Origin of the sequence: Candidatus Stygibacter australis (assembly GCA_030765845.1) — a bacterium.
Classification (GTDB): Bacteria; Cloacimonadota; Cloacimonadia; order Cloacimonadales; family TCS61; genus Stygibacter; species Stygibacter australis.
In genome coordinates this window covers 1-16576 of sequence record JAVCDJ010000165.1, presented here as the reverse complement: position 1 = coordinate 16576, position 16576 = coordinate 1, and the positions used below count along the sequence as shown (strand labels likewise).

Annotated in this window: 22 protein-coding genes; 15 read left to right on the top strand and 7 right to left on the bottom strand. The window is 40.4% G+C overall.

Annotated elements, in window-relative coordinates:
• Positions 1-4: 4 nt before the first annotated feature.
• Both pgi and RAO94_08250 read right to left on the bottom strand, forming a co-directional pair.
• Positions 5-1663, bottom strand: coding sequence for a glucose-6-phosphate isomerase (gene pgi, locus RAO94_08255; GenBank protein ID MDP8322329.1), 1659 nt, complete (start codon positions 1661-1663; stop codon positions 5-7).
• A 17-nt stretch (positions 1664-1680) separates the two neighbouring features.
• Positions 1681-2760 (bottom strand): hypothetical protein, encoded by a 1080-nt coding sequence (locus RAO94_08250; protein MDP8322328.1) that lies wholly within the window; start codon positions 2758-2760, stop codon positions 1681-1683.
• Positions 2761-2907: 147 nt separating this feature from the next.
• Here RAO94_08250 and RAO94_08245 point away from each other — a divergent pair, with 147 nt between their 5' ends.
• The 4 genes from RAO94_08245 to RAO94_08230 all read left to right on the top strand — a co-directional run bounded on the left by RAO94_08245 (position 2908) and on the right by RAO94_08230 (position 6844).
• Entirely contained in the window at positions 2908-3153 is a 246-nt protein-coding gene (locus RAO94_08245; GenBank protein MDP8322327.1) for a carboxymuconolactone decarboxylase family protein, read from the top strand.
• Positions 3154-3156: 3 nt separating this feature from the next.
• Positions 3157-3486 carry a hypothetical protein gene (locus RAO94_08240; GenBank protein MDP8322326.1) on the top strand — a complete coding sequence of 110 codons (330 nt, stop codon included), beginning with the start codon at positions 3157-3159 and terminating at the stop codon, positions 3484-3486.
• 6 nt (positions 3487-3492) lie between these two features.
• Positions 3493-5667, top strand: coding sequence for a bifunctional (p)ppGpp synthetase/guanosine-3',5'-bis(diphosphate) 3'-pyrophosphohydrolase (locus RAO94_08235; GenBank protein ID MDP8322325.1), 2175 nt, complete (start codon positions 3493-3495; stop codon positions 5665-5667).
• A 145-nt stretch (positions 5668-5812) separates the two neighbouring features.
• Positions 5813-6844, top strand: a complete 1032-nt coding sequence (locus RAO94_08230; protein MDP8322324.1) for a M42 family metallopeptidase — start codon at positions 5813-5815, stop codon at positions 6842-6844.
• 131 nt (positions 6845-6975) lie between these two features.
• On the opposite strand, the gene RAO94_08225 is transcribed toward RAO94_08230, so the two are convergent.
• Together RAO94_08225 and upp are read right to left on the bottom strand one after the other, a co-directional pair.
• On the bottom strand, positions 6976-7143 hold the full coding sequence (locus RAO94_08225) for a 4Fe-4S binding protein (GenBank protein MDP8322323.1): 168 nt from the start codon (positions 7141-7143) through the stop codon (positions 6976-6978).
• A 108-nt stretch (positions 7144-7251) separates the two neighbouring features.
• On the bottom strand, positions 7252-7875 hold the full coding sequence (upp, locus tag RAO94_08220; protein ID MDP8322322.1) for a uracil phosphoribosyltransferase: 624 nt from the start codon (positions 7873-7875) through the stop codon (positions 7252-7254).
• Between the two features lie 265 nt (positions 7876-8140).
• On the opposite strand from upp, the gene RAO94_08215 reads away from it, so the two are divergent.
• The 6 genes from RAO94_08215 (at position 8141) to RAO94_08190 (ending at position 11812) form a co-directional block, all read left to right on the top strand.
• Positions 8141-9271 (top strand): aminotransferase class V-fold PLP-dependent enzyme, encoded by a 1131-nt coding sequence (locus RAO94_08215; protein ID MDP8322321.1) that lies wholly within the window; start codon positions 8141-8143, stop codon positions 9269-9271.
• Positions 9268-9528, top strand: a complete 261-nt coding sequence (locus tag RAO94_08210) for a DUF3343 domain-containing protein (GenBank protein ID MDP8322320.1) — start codon at positions 9268-9270, stop codon at positions 9526-9528. Before RAO94_08215 ends, RAO94_08210 begins: the two co-directional genes overlap by 4 nt.
• Positions 9512-10108, top strand: coding sequence for a sulfurtransferase-like selenium metabolism protein YedF (gene yedF, locus RAO94_08205; protein ID MDP8322319.1), 597 nt, complete (start codon positions 9512-9514; stop codon positions 10106-10108). Before RAO94_08210 ends, yedF begins: the two co-directional genes overlap by 17 nt.
• Before the next feature lie 549 nt (positions 10109-10657).
• The gene (locus tag RAO94_08200; protein MDP8322318.1) at positions 10658-10873 is read left to right on the top strand and encodes a hypothetical protein; all 216 of its coding nucleotides are present in this window, start codon (positions 10658-10660) and stop codon (positions 10871-10873) included.
• A 150-nt stretch (positions 10874-11023) separates the two neighbouring features.
• Positions 11024-11593, top strand: a complete 570-nt coding sequence (locus RAO94_08195) for a flavodoxin family protein (GenBank protein MDP8322317.1) — start codon at positions 11024-11026, stop codon at positions 11591-11593.
• Between the two features lie 39 nt (positions 11594-11632).
• The gene (locus RAO94_08190) at positions 11633-11812 is read left to right on the top strand and encodes a hypothetical protein (GenBank protein ID MDP8322316.1); all 180 of its coding nucleotides are present in this window, start codon (positions 11633-11635) and stop codon (positions 11810-11812) included.
• Positions 11813-11901: 89 nt separating this feature from the next.
• On the opposite strand, the gene RAO94_08185 is transcribed toward RAO94_08190, so the two are convergent.
• Genes RAO94_08185 through RAO94_08175 form a run of 3 tightly spaced genes read right to left on the bottom strand, consistent with a single transcriptional unit; the run spans position 11902 to position 13317 of the window.
• Positions 11902-12327 (bottom strand): hypothetical protein, encoded by a 426-nt coding sequence (locus tag RAO94_08185; protein ID MDP8322315.1) that lies wholly within the window; start codon positions 12325-12327, stop codon positions 11902-11904.
• A 4-nt stretch (positions 12328-12331) separates the two neighbouring features.
• Positions 12332-12820 carry a hypothetical protein gene (locus tag RAO94_08180; GenBank protein MDP8322314.1) on the bottom strand — a complete coding sequence of 163 codons (489 nt, stop codon included), beginning with the start codon at positions 12818-12820 and terminating at the stop codon, positions 12332-12334.
• A gap of 5 nt (positions 12821-12825) precedes the next feature.
• Positions 12826-13317 (bottom strand): hypothetical protein, encoded by a 492-nt coding sequence (locus RAO94_08175; GenBank protein ID MDP8322313.1) that lies wholly within the window; start codon positions 13315-13317, stop codon positions 12826-12828.
• Between the two features lie 560 nt (positions 13318-13877).
• Between RAO94_08175 and RAO94_08170 the strand changes: the two genes are divergently transcribed.
• The 5 genes from RAO94_08170 to RAO94_08150 form a co-directional block, all read left to right on the top strand.
• Positions 13878-14096: a zinc ribbon domain-containing protein gene (locus RAO94_08170; GenBank protein ID MDP8322312.1), complete on the top strand. Its 219-nt coding sequence runs from the start codon at positions 13878-13880 to the stop codon at positions 14094-14096.
• Positions 14097-14101: 5 nt separating this feature from the next.
• On the top strand, positions 14102-14920 hold the full coding sequence (locus RAO94_08165) for an arylamine N-acetyltransferase (protein MDP8322311.1): 819 nt from the start codon (positions 14102-14104) through the stop codon (positions 14918-14920).
• Positions 14917-15450, top strand: a complete 534-nt coding sequence (locus RAO94_08160) for a DUF4416 family protein (GenBank protein ID MDP8322310.1) — start codon at positions 14917-14919, stop codon at positions 15448-15450. The genes RAO94_08165 and RAO94_08160 overlap by 4 nt, the downstream gene beginning before the upstream one ends.
• A gap of 120 nt (positions 15451-15570) precedes the next feature.
• Positions 15571-16068, top strand: a complete 498-nt coding sequence (lptE, locus tag RAO94_08155; protein MDP8322309.1) for an LPS assembly lipoprotein LptE — start codon at positions 15571-15573, stop codon at positions 16066-16068.
• A 7-nt stretch (positions 16069-16075) separates the two neighbouring features.
• A partial coding sequence (locus RAO94_08150) for a pseudouridine synthase (GenBank protein MDP8322308.1) occupies positions 16076-16576 on the top strand: 501 nt, incomplete at its 3' end.

The following is a 16576-nucleotide window of genomic DNA, read 5'->3' as shown; positions in this document are numbered from 1 at the left end:
CAGATCATGCTTTAGTTCTCATTGATTTATAAGCATTTATCAGGCTATTGGTGGAATCGTCATGAGAACTAATCTTTTCATTACCGGATAATTCCGGTAAAATCCTGCCGGCAAGCTGTTTACCCAATTCTACGCCCCATTGATCAAAGCTGTAGATATTCCAGATCACACCCTGAACGAAAATCTTATGCTCATACATGGCAATCAGTGAACCCAGGGTTCTGGGGGTGAGTCTCTGATAAAGGATGGAATTTGTGGGCTTATTACCTTTAAAGGCTTTATAAGGTAATAATGCTTCAATTTCAGCATCAGTTTTTCCCTGGCGCATCATTTCCTGACGAGCTTCTTCGGCAGTTTTACCTTTCATTAAGGCTTCTGTTTGAGCAAAGAAATTTGCCAGCAGTTTTTGATGATGATCTCCCAGAGGATTATTGGTTTGAGCTCCAGCCAGAAAGTCACAGGGTATGAGCCTGGTTCCCTGATGGATCAATTGATAAAATGCGTGCTGACCGTTAGTTCCCGGTTCACCCCAGATGATGGGACCGGTATTATAATTGATCTTTTGCCCGTTGCGGTCGCAATCTTTGCCGTTGCTCTCCATATCACCCTGCTGCAGATAGGCAGCAAAACGATGCAGATATTGCTCATAAGGCAGGATGGCAATAGTATCAGCGCTCCAAAAATTATTATACCAGATGCCGATCAGGGCTAAGATCACGGGGATATTAGCAGAGAATTCAGCATTTCGGAAATGCTCATCCATCTGCCAGGCACCCTTTAGCAGCTGACTAAAATTATCATATCCAACATAGCACATTATGGGCAAACCAATAGCAGACCAGAGTGAATATCTGCCCCCTACCCAGTTCCAGAATACAAACATGTTGGCAGGATCAATGCCAAAATCTGAAACTGCGCTTTCATTGGTAGATACAGCCACAAAATGACTGCTGATATTATCTGATTTTCCACCACTACTAAGGAACCAGTCTCTGGCAGTATGGGCATTGGTCATGGTTTCCTGAGTAGTAAATGTTTTGGAAGCTATGATGAACAGTGTGGTTTCGGGATCAAGATCCTTGAGAGTTTCTGCTATATGAGTTCCATCCACGTTGGAAACGAAGTGCACATCAAGGTCTGATGAGCCGTAAAATTTTAATGCCTCGCAGACCATCTTAGGACCCAGGTCGCTTCCACCAATGCCGATATTTACTACATTAGTGATTTTTTTTCCTGTGAACCCCAGCCATTCTCCGGAACGGAGTTTGTCCGTGAATAGTTTCATTTTAGCCAATTCAGTTCTGATAGCAGGCATCACATCTTTGCTATCAATAAATACTGGCTCTTTGCTTTGATTTCGCAGGGCGGTATGCAGCACAGCCCGGTTTTCAGTCACATTGATATGTTCACCGGAAAACATCTCATTTATAGCATCAGCAAGCTGACATTCGATAGCCAGATCATGCAATAACTCCATTGTTTCTGAATTTATCAGATTCTTGGAATAATCTATTAGCAGGTCATTCCAGGTAAGAGAGAATTTATGAAATCTATCAGGATCATGATCAAATTCTTTTTTAAGATCGAAATTTTTCATGGACTGAAAATAGATATTAAGCTTCTGCCAGGCTGCAGTTTCAGCCGGATTGATATTGTATTTCAAGTAATATCTCCTAAGGTTTATATCTCGCCGATCACTCTATTAATTAAAACCGACAGATAATCTGCTTTTTTGGGTAATTCCAGAATTACAGGTATGCCATTTTCACGTTCAATACGAATTCCATCTGAATAGGGTACGAAATTAATAACATCTTTCAGATCAATAGATTTTCTTCCCTCTCTTCCAACAAATACCAAATGAAAATTGGTCAGGATCATTTTGCCGGTATCAATGAATTCCCAGTTCTCATTAGGATCTTCCACTTCTCCTGGATAACCGGTATGCCATGATTCCTCGCCTGGAAGCTTTATCTGACCTGAAAGAGTATTAAAATTCTTAACCCGTGTACTAATATTAGATTCGTACCATTTGCCGGGAGCAGTAAAACAGGCTTTCTCGGAGTCTCTCAACTGGATGTCAGTGGTCACTAATGGAAGAGGATCATTTTCTAATTGCCAGTATATTTTGTATTTTTCGTAGATTTCCTGAGTTTGCATTCCAATATCGGGTCTTAAGCCCAGGTTTTGTACTAATGCCCGAAAATCTTCTTCTTCCTCAGGGGTTATTCTACCATCTTCCATGATCTCATCCAGCTTTTCATCAACCCTTATTCTTGCCTGTTTGGCTATGATCTCGTCTGTTCTTTCTCTGGAAAGCAACAGGTTCTGGCTGAGTTTATTCAGGAATATCTGCTCTTCATCACTGAGATTTCCGTCATTATATTTGCGACCCACTTCTTTGCTGAAAAGTCTCTCAATTACTGAGGAATGGATTTCCTTGATCACTCGATCAGATAAACCAAGCAGCAAACGCAGTCTGGCAAGTTCAGCAATTTCCTGATCTGTAAGTTTCTTATCTTCAAGACATTCCTGTAGATAGAGGTGATAATAGCCCATGAAACGACGTTGACTTTTGGCCATTGTAACAGCATCATATTTTTGACAAATTGCCTTGAATTCTGAGGCAGAAACTTCCAGGATCGGTCTATCTGCCATTAAATTATTGATCTCTATTACTAAATTCTCCGGTATCTGCTTTTTCAATAATTTTTGCATAGCACTTCGCTTCTGAACAGGTTTTTTAATAAATACAGCCACTATTTCCTCCTATTGGATACTGATTTTCAGCTTTATCTGTCAATTCGATATATTTCAAATTGGTCAAAAGCAGGCAAGTAAAATTATTATTTTGTTATATTTCTTGACTCTGAATTTTGAATATTGTGGCTGGACATTGAGGTGAATATGGCATTTATAAAAGTTATTTCAGAAGAAAAGGCAGATAAAAAACTGGCAAAATTGTATAAGCAATTATCCGGACCACAGGGCAAAGTAGCAAATATACTGAAAATCCATAGTCTTTTACCGGAAACTCTGCAGGCACATTTGCAAATGTATCGCTCTATCGTATTTGCGAAAGAAGTGCTCAGTAGAAGTCAGCGGGAAATGATCGCAGTTGTTGTTTCGGCTGCTAATAAGTGCGGTTACTGAGTATTGCATCACTGCGAAGCTCTTCGCAGAAGTGGGATAGCTGCTGATCTTGCCTGGCAGATTGCTGCAGATTATGCCAACTCCCAGATTTCCACAGCAGATAAATTGATGCTGGAATATGCCCGACAATTGACCATATCTCCTTTTAATATCCAGGAAAGCAATATAGTGGAATTGAGGGAGGCTGGTTTTACTGATGAGCAGATTTTATTGATAAATTTAACTGCATCCTATTTCAATTTCGTCAATCGCCTGGCAACAGGATTAGGTGTGAAGCTGGAAGCAAGCTGGGATAAGGATGAACTGGCAAAATTGGCTGGGATAACCGGATAATAAAATATGGAATATCAGGAAATCAGCAGAGAGAATTTTTGTACCGTGCTGGTATCTGCTAACCCTCATCTTGATCTGGGAGCTATTCGAAAAGCTGTATTGCTTGCTGACGAGGCACATCAGACTCAGAAACGGGTATCTGGAGAAAGCTATATCATTCATCCGCTGACGGTTGCGGTGATAATTGCTGAATTGGGATTTGATACTCAAACCGTGATTGCCGGTATTCTGCATGATGTGGTGGAAGATTCTGATATAACCACTGAGGTTATTTCGGAAAATTTTGGTGAAGAAATAGCATATTTGGTGGATGCGGTAACAAAAATTGGCTATCTGCCATACTCCACCGGGAAATCTGAACGGAAAGCGGAAAACTATCGGAAACTGCTGCTGGCGATTACTAATGACGTGCGGGTTGTGTTCATCAAAATTGCTGACAGGCTGCATAATATGCGCACCCTGGAGCATTTAAGCAAGCATAAGCAAAAAGATATCTCTCAGGAAACTCTGGAGATATATGTCCCCCTGGCAAACAGATTTGGATTGATCAGTATCAAAAGAGAACTGGAAGATCTTTGCCTGAAATACCTTTATCCCTCCATATATCGCGAACTTCATCATGTTGTGAAAGATAAAAAGTCTATCCGAGATGAATTTATCAAATATTTCTGTGCTGAAGTTAGTGAATTATTGGCTGCTGAGAAAATTGCTGCCCAGGTTACAGGACGCAGCAAACATTTCTGGTCAATATTCCGGAAAAAGGTGCAGAATAATCTCAATTATAATGATATTAATGATTATTATGCAATCAGGATCATCACAGAAAATATTGAAGACTGTTTTTCTGCTCTGGGCATAATAAACACTCACTACCAGCCTTTGCCCAATACATATAAGGATTATATAACCCAGCCGAAACCTAATGGTTACAGGTCACTTCATCAGGTGATAGTATCTGCTGAAGGGCGGAAAATCGAGATCCAGATCCGTACTCAGGAAATGCACCAGATTGCAGAAGAAGGCTCAGCAGCTCACTGGAAATATAAGGAATTTGCCGATCTCAGGAGTATTGATACGTCTTCTGCAAATAAACTGGATAGGGCTTTTGATGATCAGGTAAACTGGCTGCGTGACCTGCTGAAACTTTATCAGCAGGAACAGCCGGAAGAATTTATCACTGCACTTAAGGATAAATTGTTTCGCGATAAAATCATCGTGAAAACTCCTGATGATGATTATGTAGAGCTGCCAATTGGTTCAACTCCGCTTGATTTTGCCTTTGCAGTGCACACTGATGTTGGTCTGCATTGCCAGTCTGCACGGGTTAACGGCAAGCATGTGCCACTGAAATATCAATTAAATGACGGTGATCTGGTGGAAGTGAAAACTGCCAGGAATGTGACACCCGGCAGGGATTGGATCGAGATTCTTAGTTCACCCCGGGCAAGGCAGCGGGTTCGTGCCTGGTTCAGACGGCAGGAATTAGAAGATGCTGTATCACTGGGAAAGAGTATTTTTGAAAAAGAAGTGAAAAAGAATGAACTGAAACTCAATGATCAGGTTATCACAGAACTGGCACATAAATTGAAATATTCCGGTGCTCAGAACTTCTTTGCTGATCTGGGACAGGGCAATCTGATGATGGATAAGGTGCTGGAAATCCTTATGCCTGATAAAGAACCCCCTGAAAGCGCGACTTTACCTGGTCAAGATCGGGAGTATTCCAGTGAAGAATCAAAGTCCTTTATTGAGATCGAAGGACTGGAAAATCTGATGGTGCATTTTGCCAGGTGTTGTATTCCGCTGCCCGGTGATGATATCATTGGCTATATCACGCGGGGAAGAGGCTTAAGTGTGCATAAAAAGGATTGCGGAAATCCTGCATTTCAGCAGCTTTGCCTCAGAGAGCCTGAAAGATTGATGCACCTGCACTGGCAGAAAAATTCTCCTGATAACTATCAGGTAGCAAGATTAAAGATCATTGCCAGACCTCGTCCCAAGCTTAATTATGAGATCACTTCACTGCTTGCTAAACACAAGATCACCACTCTCACCAGCTCTTCTCGGCTTTCGGGAGATCATGAAGAGATTGAATTTGTTCTGGAAATTAAGGATAAAAAACAGTTGCAAAGATTTAAAAAATCCCTATTATCCATAAAAAGCATTATTGAAGTTAATTAGTCATATGTGCAGCGCCGGTGTACTCACAGGTGCGGCGCAAATGACGACCATAATCAACCGATTACAGCAGGGATTATGCCTTACCTGCAATAAATATTGACGTTTTTTACTTGTCATCAAATCTTTAAACTAATGGAGGTAAATTATGAATTCTTTTACTAAATATGCAGTTGAGCAGATGAAAACCCTCTGTTCGATCCCTAGTCCATCCGGTTTCACGCACAAAGTAACGGATTACCTGATGGAAACCCTCACCGATATGGGATGCGAACCTCAAAAGACCAATAAAGGTTCTGTGCTGGTTACATTAGGTGGAGAAGAAGATCATCTGGTGCTGGCAGCTCATATTGACACATTAGGCGGTATGGTTCGCGCCATAAAATCTAATGGCAGACTGCGTCTCACCACAATAGGCGGCTTCCCCTTTCAGAATATTGAAAATGAAAATGTGACCATTCATACCCGTAAAGGCAAAGAATATTCCGGAACAATGCACCTTTGCGAACCTGCTGCCCACGTGAATAAAGACCTGTCCACAGAAAAAAGGAATGACAGCACAGTGGAACTGGTAATTGATGAGATCGTGAAATCAGTAGAAGATACGCAAAAACTGGGCATTTCTGCCGGAGATTTTGTCTCCTTTGATCCCCGTACAAGGGTAACTGGATCCGGCTTTATTAAATCCCGTCATCTGGATGATAAACTCTCAGCAGCTATCCTACTTGCGCTGGCTAAAATGATCATTGAAGGTAAATTGAAGATTTCCCGAAAGCTGACTCTCTTATTTACTACTTACGAAGAAGTGGGTCATGGCGGCAGCAGCGGATTGCCTGCTGATACCACGGAAATGATCTCGGTAGATATGGGGGCTGTAGGAGATGATCTTTCCACTGATGAACTGGTAGTTTCCATTTGTGCCAAGGATTCCGGTGGACCTTATGATTATGAAATCACAAATCGTCTGATTGACCTGGCAGAAGATAACAAGCTGGATTATGCGGTGGATATTTATCCCTATTATGGCAGTGATGTGGAAGCATCATTACGCGCCGGATATGATATTCGTCATGGCTTGATAGGTCCCGGAGTGGCAGCATCACACGGCTATGAACGCTCACATATCAATGCCGTATCAGCTACCCTAAAACTCCTGTCACTCTACCTGGGAATGAAGTAATCATCAACGAAATACGCTAAAAGCACTAAAAAGAAATTCTTCTATTTTCCTTTTCGCGCCTTTAGTGTTTTTCGTTGATAAAAAAAAAGAGCCGGCAGATGCCGGCTCCATTTCATTTGCATTGGAATAAGCTATAATGTAATAGCCTCTACGGGACATTCACTAACGCATGCTCCACAATCTACACATGTATCTCCGTCACATACTGCTTTGTCATCAACCATTGATAATGCTTCAACTGGGCATACTGCCACGCATGCTCCGCATCCAACACAAGCATCACTTATTTTTACTGCCATTATTACCTCCTTCTTTTATGTCTTTATTGTCCAGACGACATAGAGCCTCTTTGATAATAGAGTTTTTTTTGTAAAGTTTTTTTCATAATATTTTTATTCATTATTCGATCAGGTATTAAATATCCGGTCTCCAGCATCTCCCAGACCAGGCAGGATATAGCCATTTTCATTCAAATGATCATCTTTGGCTGCCACAAATACCTGCACACCCGGCGCTTCCTTTTCCAACCGCTTAATCCCTTCCGGTGATGCTACTATTGCCAGAATAGTAATTCTTTCGCAGTTATGCTTCTTCAGCTCCAGCACAGCATCCACAAGGGTTCCACCTGTTGCCAGCATCGGGTCTATCAAGATCGCATGCTGATCTTTCATATCTTTAGGAAGTTTATTATAATACCACACGGGCTGCAAAGTATCTTCATTGCGAAACATTCCCAATATCTGCACCTGAGCAGCAGGCAGCAGATGCCTTGCTCCATCCAGCATCCCAATTCCAGCTCTCAAAATGGGCATGATCACTATTTTCTTCTGATCAAAAACCGAAGCTGAATATTTATCCCCAGTCCACATGGGAATGTCCTTATGCTCATATTCTTCACCCTTAAGCGCTTCATAAGTGAGTAATTGCGAGATCAATAATGTGATGCGATAGAATTCTGCCGGTTCCGTTCCTGTATGGCGTAATTGATCAACCAGCGATGTCATGAAACTATTATCTATGATATTTATCATGCTACCTCCTGAACTGACTGATAAAAAAATATCTCTTATAAAACTGGCAATAATAAAAAAGTGGACAACTCATCTTTAAGCGCGTTTTTTGGAACTGATTTTTAAGGAGATTTAACTATGGTTGAATATTATCGCAGGTGACTTTGAATAATGGAACCCAGACCTGGCAGGTTTGGTCATAAAGAAATAATTTCAGCTATAATGCTATAATCGTATTTGTCCTCCGGTTTGGCATTAGGCTGATTGATAAACTGGAGGTTTTATAATGATCTATCTTGATAATGCTGCCACAAGCTTCCCCAAAGCTCCGGGTGTGGCTGATACTGTCAGCAGATTTATCACTGATATCGGGGCTAATGCAGGACGCTCTTCTTATTCCACTGCCCGGCAGTCTTCCCGGATCATCTATCAAACCCGCAAACTGCTGGCAAAACTACTCAATACCGATAATTCATCTAATATCTGCTTTACGATGAATACGACCCAGGCTTTGAATATTGCCCTCAAAGGCATTGTAAAACCAGGGTTCAAGGTACTCACTTCACCCTTTGAGCACAATTCCGTAATGCGACCCCTGCGTCAGCTGGAATCACAAATGAATATCTCACTTGACTTCATTAAAATAATTGATTATGATATTGACTGGCAGCACCTGCTTTTCCAGCTTGAACAAAAACCTGATCTGCTCATCCTCACTGCTGCTTCCAATGTAAATGGCTATTTGCTGCCTTATAATAAAATTGCCCGGATGGCTCATAAATATGATATTCCCGTGATCCTTGATGCTGCCCAGGTGCTGGGCTCAAATCCGGTTGATGCCGCTGATTTTGACATCATCTGTTTTCCTGGTCACAAAGGTCTGCTGGGTCCCATGGGCACAGGAGGTTTATACGTGTCGGAAGAAATAGAGTTGTTATCCTTGATGCCAGGCGGCACGGGCAGCCGCAGCTCCACTGAATATCAGCCGGATGAAATGCCTGACCTGCTGGAAGGAGGAACTCCCAATCTTCCTGGTCTGGCGGGATTGCAGGTAAGTCTGCAATTTATTCTCGATACCGGAATTGATGCGATCGCTGCCAGAAAATTGCAACTTACCAGCCAATTACTCCAGGAACTTGCCAATATTGACGATATCATTATCCACAGTCCTATTGATCCCAATTTGCAGGCAGGTGTGGTCTCATTCACTTCGCTCAGATATAGCATTTCTGATCTCGCCTGGGAACTTGATAAAGCAGATATCGCCTGCCGCATGGGCATGCACTGTGCTCCCGCTGCCCATAAGCAGCTTGGCACTTACGAACAGGGCGGTACTCTGCGCCTATCTCCCGGCTACTTCAATACTGCCGCTGAAATTGATAGTGCCGTCAAACTGCTCAAGGATCTGCATAAATGAACCTCCAGATAGTGATCACCTTTCACAGCACTCATTCTGCCATGGCAGCAGAAGATATATTTAAAGAGCTGAAACTCGATTTCGAACTTATCCCCACTCCCCGCGAGATCTCTGCAGAATGCGGCTTTGCTCTGCTGGTGCGTGGGTTAGATACTGCTAAGATAAAACTGATCTGCAATAAAAACCAGATCAAATATGATAATATTTACTTAATAAAATTTACTGATGGAGGAAAAGAATATGAAAAAAGTAATTGATGCCAGGGGACTCGATTGCCCCAAGCCAGTATTAAGAACAAAAAAAGCCCTGGAACAGGGAGGATTTGATAAACTGGAAATTCTCGTTGATAATAAAGCTGCCCGGGATAATATTAGCAGTTTTCTCGAAAAATCCGGTCAAAAAATTGACCAGGTCAAAGAAACTATCGGTGATTTCACTATCTATGCCACAATCAAAAAAGCAGAAACCATAGTACCCAGGCAGAATGAAGCTGCCAGCACAGCAGGAAAAACAGTGTTCATCAGTTCAGACAGCCTCGGCATCGGCTCAGACGACCTGGGCAGAAAATTGATGAAAGCTTTCACATTTACCCTCACAGAACTGGATACGCCCCCCAATCGCTTATTATTTATGAATTCAGGCGTATATCTCTGCCTGAATGACTCAGATTCCCTGCCTAATCTCAAAATCCTGGCAGATCGTGGTACAGATATCCTCGTCTGCGGCACTTGCCTCAATTTCTTTGGCGTCTCAGAAAAACTCGCCATCGGCAAAGTCAGCAACATGTACGACATCGCAGATCACCTCCTGAAGGATGAGGGAGTAATAAAAATATAAATAAACATCTTAGAAAGTTAGCTTAATCTTGTAGCTTAATCTTTCCAGATTAAGTCCTTAATTTAAGATCAAACTGGAAAGTTTGATCTACGTTAAACCCCACTTACAACCCTGAAATAGTACACTTATTTAAGAATAAAAACACATCCACCCCACCCCATTTCACCCCATCAAGTGCCTATAACCCACAACAACAAAGCACTATCTCACATAAAAATGTCACTACGTGCTTTGTTGTTCAACCTCTATTCCACCTGGTGACATCTAAGAAGGATAAGTATCTGTTATATATCGTGTTATTGAAGTGGAATGGTAAATAAGGCAAAATTCTGCTGTTTTTGGGACAATTATCCGGATAAGCAGATATTAGTAAATCTAACGATAGTTGATAATTTTGTGTAGTTGCAGAAAGATTTGATAATTTTTCGTTAACAATGTTAACCTGGTTAACGGGAAAAGGAGTACCTTGTGCTGATAACATAAAGGGTTTGACTGAGATTTGTAAAAAGGTTGGGTTGACTTATAGGAATAATTTTTCTAGGAGGAAACATGTCAAAACTGCTAGGAAACCAGGGGGGATATCGCAAGATGATGAGTTTCCAGATGGCACAACTGGTTTATGATGTGGCAGACTGGATAATCAAAAACCGCCCGGATAAGAAACAATATCCCGAATACTCAGCAAATGCGGTATTAGTTTTGATAAAAGTAGCCTGTGCCCTATTGAATACCCATGTAGAGGGATTGGCAGATGATTTTGAATAGAAAGGCGGATTCACAGAAAGATTATACCGAGTACGGAAAGAAGCAAGAAATAAAAATCAAAATAATGAGAAACAAAATTACAAAGAAAAACGTTTACCGGGTTAACCGGGTTTACATTGTTAACAGAATAATTAATAAAAAGGAGATATTATGAGAGCTATTGCAATAGTTGGAAGTGCGCGGAAGGATGGTAATACTGCGGCATTGGCGCGGATCGTTTTGGGGGAAATGGAGAATGTGGGGATTGAGACTGAGCTGATTGAGCTGGCCGGGATGGATATCAAGAGTTGTAAAGCCTGCTATGGGTGTTTTAAGAATAAGGATGGAAAGTGCATCATAAAGGGTGATGGGGTGAATGATTTGCTTGGTAAGATGGCGGAAGCTGATGCTATTATTATTGGTTCTCCTACGTATTTCAGTAATGTGAGTTCTGAGATCAAGGCTTTGATAGATCGGGCTGGACTGGTGGGGATCGCTAATGACTATATGTTCAAGCGCAAGGTGGGAGCAGCTGTCGTAGCAGTACGTCGGGCAGGGAGCGTTAATGCTTTTGATGCTATCAATAAGCTCTTTTTTATCAATCAGATGATAGTGCCGGGTTCTGTTTACTGGAATATGGGGATCGGGCGTGCTCCTGGAGAGGTTAATGATGATGAGGAAGGGATCAGGACAATGAAGATATTGGGTGAGAATATGGGGTGGCTACTGAAGAAACTATAAAATTAGTGATCCGAAGATAATATGACTTAAAGAAAAATTATGTTCTTATTGATTGGAATATTTTGTATGTTCAATATCTGCTCTGCTGAGGGTGATTTTTCGGTGGATTTGAGTACTGATAAGGCGGTTTATCATCCGGGAGAGAGTGTGAGATTCAGTTTTAACGGGACAATGCCGGCTGGTGCGAAAATCAGGTATCGGCAATTAGATAAGACGTAGGAAGTGGTTGATCTTGTGAATGCAAGCCGAGAATGGGTGGCACGATTATACGGGATATCTAGTTGATATTTATGGTTATGAGAATGCTATTATTCAAAGCAATCTCCTGGACATTTATAGATAATTGCTACTTGATATTTATGGGTAGATGTCGACGATGTAGATATAGTAATGTATTTTCCAGAGGAAGTGTTTCTAATAGTTGTATAAATTCCACCAATATCCATAATTTCAACAACGTTGCCTTCCATTTTCACCGCATGTATACGTAATTGGCTTTCAGTATAACCTTCTACAACATCTACAAAATAATATACAACATCTACAACTTCACAATTTTTCTTCAATTTCAGGTTATCATCCGGATTATTAAAAATTATCTTAACTGCTTTCTGCTGTTCCGTTAATTCCTGTAATTCTGGCCAAATTATTGATGGGAATGGATTTACTGAACAACTTGTACATAAGATAAGAATTATTATTACATTTATAATCATCATCAATATTTTCATCATGTTTTCATCCTCTATCTCTATTAGGAATTTCCTCGTTTAAAACTTTTCGTCTGACAATATCTCCTTTAACTTCAACAGAACAATATCCAGGTAAGATTCCTAAACTCAGAAATCCTGAACTTTGATTCCAGGGGTTTTTATAGCAAAGAATCTCCAAATTTATTATTGCTTCTCCATGTACCTCTTTTATCTGGCTGTTTAACTCTTGAGATATATCCATTTTTACTTTCGTCAAAGGAATAGTTTCCATAAGCATATGAACTGATTTATATTTATAGTAAAATGTTCCGACTACGTCAAACTCATCCTCATATAAAATACTACCATCATTATTTCTAACAGAACCAGAAAATGACACTGGATACAGAACAGTAGGTGCTTCGACAAAACTTTTACTACCAACAGCACATCCGCATATGAACAAGCAAATACAGAAGCACGAACATATCATGATTAATTTACGTATTTTTTTTACTCTACATAGATGTTCCATGATGCTTACTCCTTATTTAGTATGGGAGTTTTTACTAAATCAGAGGCTTCTTGTGAAATAGCAGTCATCTTCACATAGTATTCTTCTTTAGCAAGAAAGACAAGAAGATACACACCACTCCATAAATTATTTACTTCTAATTCTATTACATTAACGTTTAGGTTCTTGTCTCCCAGTGTGTTCTTTAAAATTTTGGCATCAATATTTGTTGAATCGAGATGTGTTATTACTGTGTTTTCTGAAATTATTCTTTTTCGATATAATGTTGTGGCATAAATCATTTGATCATCGGTATACTTCACTGTTTCGCAAAGACCAGGATCTTGATTATTATTGATGCGATCTATTTTACTGAGTAAAACTGGTATTCCTGTGTTTGCCGCAGTAAAACATACATATCGTGAACTACTACATCCCGATATTATCAGAACAATGGTAATGATCAACGAAAAATTGATTAATTTTCTTTCTATTTGTTTGATGAGTAATAATTGCATAGAATTTCTCCTTTTTTACTTCATGTAGTTTTTCGGCAACCTGCTTGCCACTAACATCAATACCAGTTTCTCACAAAAAACTTCACATAATATATTATAGTTAACCGAAAATGTTCGTGATAACTAAGGTAAATAGGTTCATAATACTTCTTATTCACATAGTCCCAAGCTCTTATATTTTATATATTTATTACTGAGTTCACAATATTCGTTCTGTTCACAAATCTTCAATAGCAAAAAAACACTTCCAAACTCCCATTACTCAAAACCGTTCACCTCTTAAAACTTCCCTCACCGATTGCTGTTTACCCATCACCATTAAACCAATAGCACTAATTATATTTAATTACTATCCTGTCAATGAAAATAAGAACTACGGCAGTTATCAGCAGCAATCGATGTTTTTCACCTCAGCAATTCTGTTTCAGAGATTGGTTGATATCGGTCGTTATCTGCGCCCCACCTGGAAATACCAGGCGGGGCACATGCACTTAGATGGGAGGGGCAAAGTGCTTGACAGGAAACAGGTTGAAATTGGAAGAGGAGAGGAGGAGGCATAGATGGAAGATAGAGAATTAATCAGTTATGTGTGTCCCAAGTGTGGGGATACGAGTTATGTGAAGGATGAGATGCGGGCTACCGGGTCTTATCTTGCCAAGTTGTTTGATCTGCAGAATAAGAAATTTATCACGATAAGTTGTGAGAGATGCGGATATACGGAGTTTTATAAGCGTCAATCGAATTTGCTGGGAAATATCTTTGATTTTTTAGCGGATTAGTTTAATTGGAAATAGCTGTATTTGAGATAGAGCAATACCGGAGAATTGCCGAGAAGTTTCTGGCGCATCATGGTATTGCGGAGATCAAACCCGATTTCAATGGTTTGAACCAGGTATTGCAAGCCTTTCGATCCATACCCTATGAGAATGTGTCTAAATTGATCAAATACGGGCGCAGATTTGGTAATGGTGAGGTGGAAATCAGGTTACCTGATACTATCTGGCAGGAATATCAGGAATTTGGATTAGGGGGCACCTGTTATTCGCTGACTTTTTTTCTGGAGACTATTCTGGCAAATTCAGGATTTATTTGTTATCCTGTTTCGGCAGATATGAAATGGGGTAAAGATGTCCATTGCGGACTGGTAGTGCTGCTTGATGGAGTCCACTGGTGGTGTGATCCGGGCTATCTGCTGCTGACACCGCTGCAATTATCCGGGCGAAGGCAGCAGGTTTACCGGACAGAGAGCAGTGGAGTGATCCTTGAATATGATGGAGTAAAATATAGTTTGATAACCTTTAATGGCAGACAGAAAAAGAGGCGATATACATTCAAAGATAGAGTCTGCAACCGGGAAGAATTTTTAAAGTTCTGGCTGAAATCTTTTGAGCAACCGGGGATGAATGGAATCTGTTTAACGCGTCAGGAACGCGAGGGGATGATTTATATTCACAATAATTATTTCAGGGAAGTGAGTAGAGACGGGATAAAGAAAAAGAGGATGGATGCCAACTGGTTTAAGCAGATCGAGAAGGTGTTTGGAGTACCGGAGATACTTCTGGAAGAGGCACATGATTTTGCCCGGCAGAGGAGGAAGAAATGAAACCACAGGAAGTGCAGCAGGTGAAACTTGTGATCGGATTTTTGTATCATGAGCGCAATATGTATCGCAAAGCAATGGAAAAGGTGCAGGAGCGCTGGGGCATAGGCGATTATCAGAGCCAGGAATATTTTTTTGATCTCACTGATTACTATGAACCCGAAATGGGAAAACCGATTTTCAGGAGTATTAATTCATATAGTATGCTGATAAATCCGGGCAGTCTGGCAGAGATCAAGCTGGCAACTAATCAGATAGAAGAAGAATTAGCTGAATCAGGTAAGCGAAAAGTTAACCTTGATCCAGGATATCTGGATTATGATAAACTGGTGCTGGCATCGGCAAAATATAATTATCAGAAGATATATTTGAGTGAAGGGATCTATGCAGATATTACGATGTTTTACAGAAAGGGAAGATATATCGCCGCGGACTGGGCATTTCCAGATTTTAAGCAGGGGATATATGAGAATGATCTTTTACAGATAAGGCATCTTTATAAGCAACAGTTAAAAGAGTTGCTGAAGAAGTAAAGAGAGTATTAGTGCCAACCATTACGGAGGTCAAGACCATTCGTAAGGTTTTACAAGGGTTAGTGATATATCTTGACAGGAGATGTAATCAGAGAAAAAGACATTATTTAGAGGTTATAGATGTATAAATATTTGATGATAGGATTGATATTATTGCTGATGATAGTTAATAGCTGTTCATATTCGGTATATTCGAATAGTTTACCGCATTTGAAGACGATAGCAATAGAGCGTTTTGAAAATAAATCTGACCAGTTTGAACTGGAAGAGGAATTATGGATTTATCTTAATTCGGAATATAATTCAGATGGCAGATTGAGGGTGGTATCCCTGTCACCAGATTGCATGCTGGAAGGCGTGATAATGGATTACAGCCGCAAGATAGACACCTATGATGAGAGTGGAATAGAGGAATATAACGTGAAGCTGCTATTCCGATTGAATTTTACAGATATGACCACTGGCGAAGTTATCTGGGAGAAGGATAGTCTGATATTATCTGAAGTGTATTCAGAGACGAATGAGGAATCAGAATATCATTCAGAGGAAGAAGCCCAGGAAGCAATTTATGAGAAATTATTTAATGAGATAATGAAAAATACCCTGGAGCAATGGTAAAATAGTAATGATAAGAATAAATAAATACCTGGCGAGATGTAATCTGGGATCGAGGCGTCAGGTAGAAGATCTGGTGCGTGAAGGCAGGATTGCAGTAAATGGAGAGGTGACCACCGATCTGGCAACTATGATAGATTCAGAGAATGATAAAGTGAGTAATAATGGCAAGTTGATAGAGGTGATAGCTGATAAGATATATCTGATGCTAAATAAGCCGAAAAATTACCTGGTATCAACGCGAGATGATTTTGGCAGGAAAATGGTTTATGAATTACTGCCGGATTTTGGAGTACATTTATTTGCGATAGGGAGACTGGATTATAATAGTGAAGGACTGCTATTATTCACCAGTGACGGAGATTTTGCTAATAAAATAATGCATCCTCGCTATAAACTGGCAAAGGTTTACAAAGTAGCTGTGAAGGGACAATTACTGCAGGAGCAGGTAGAGCAATTGCGCAAGGGAGTGAGGATAAAGAGTGGTAAAACGCAGCCAGCGCAGGTTTTT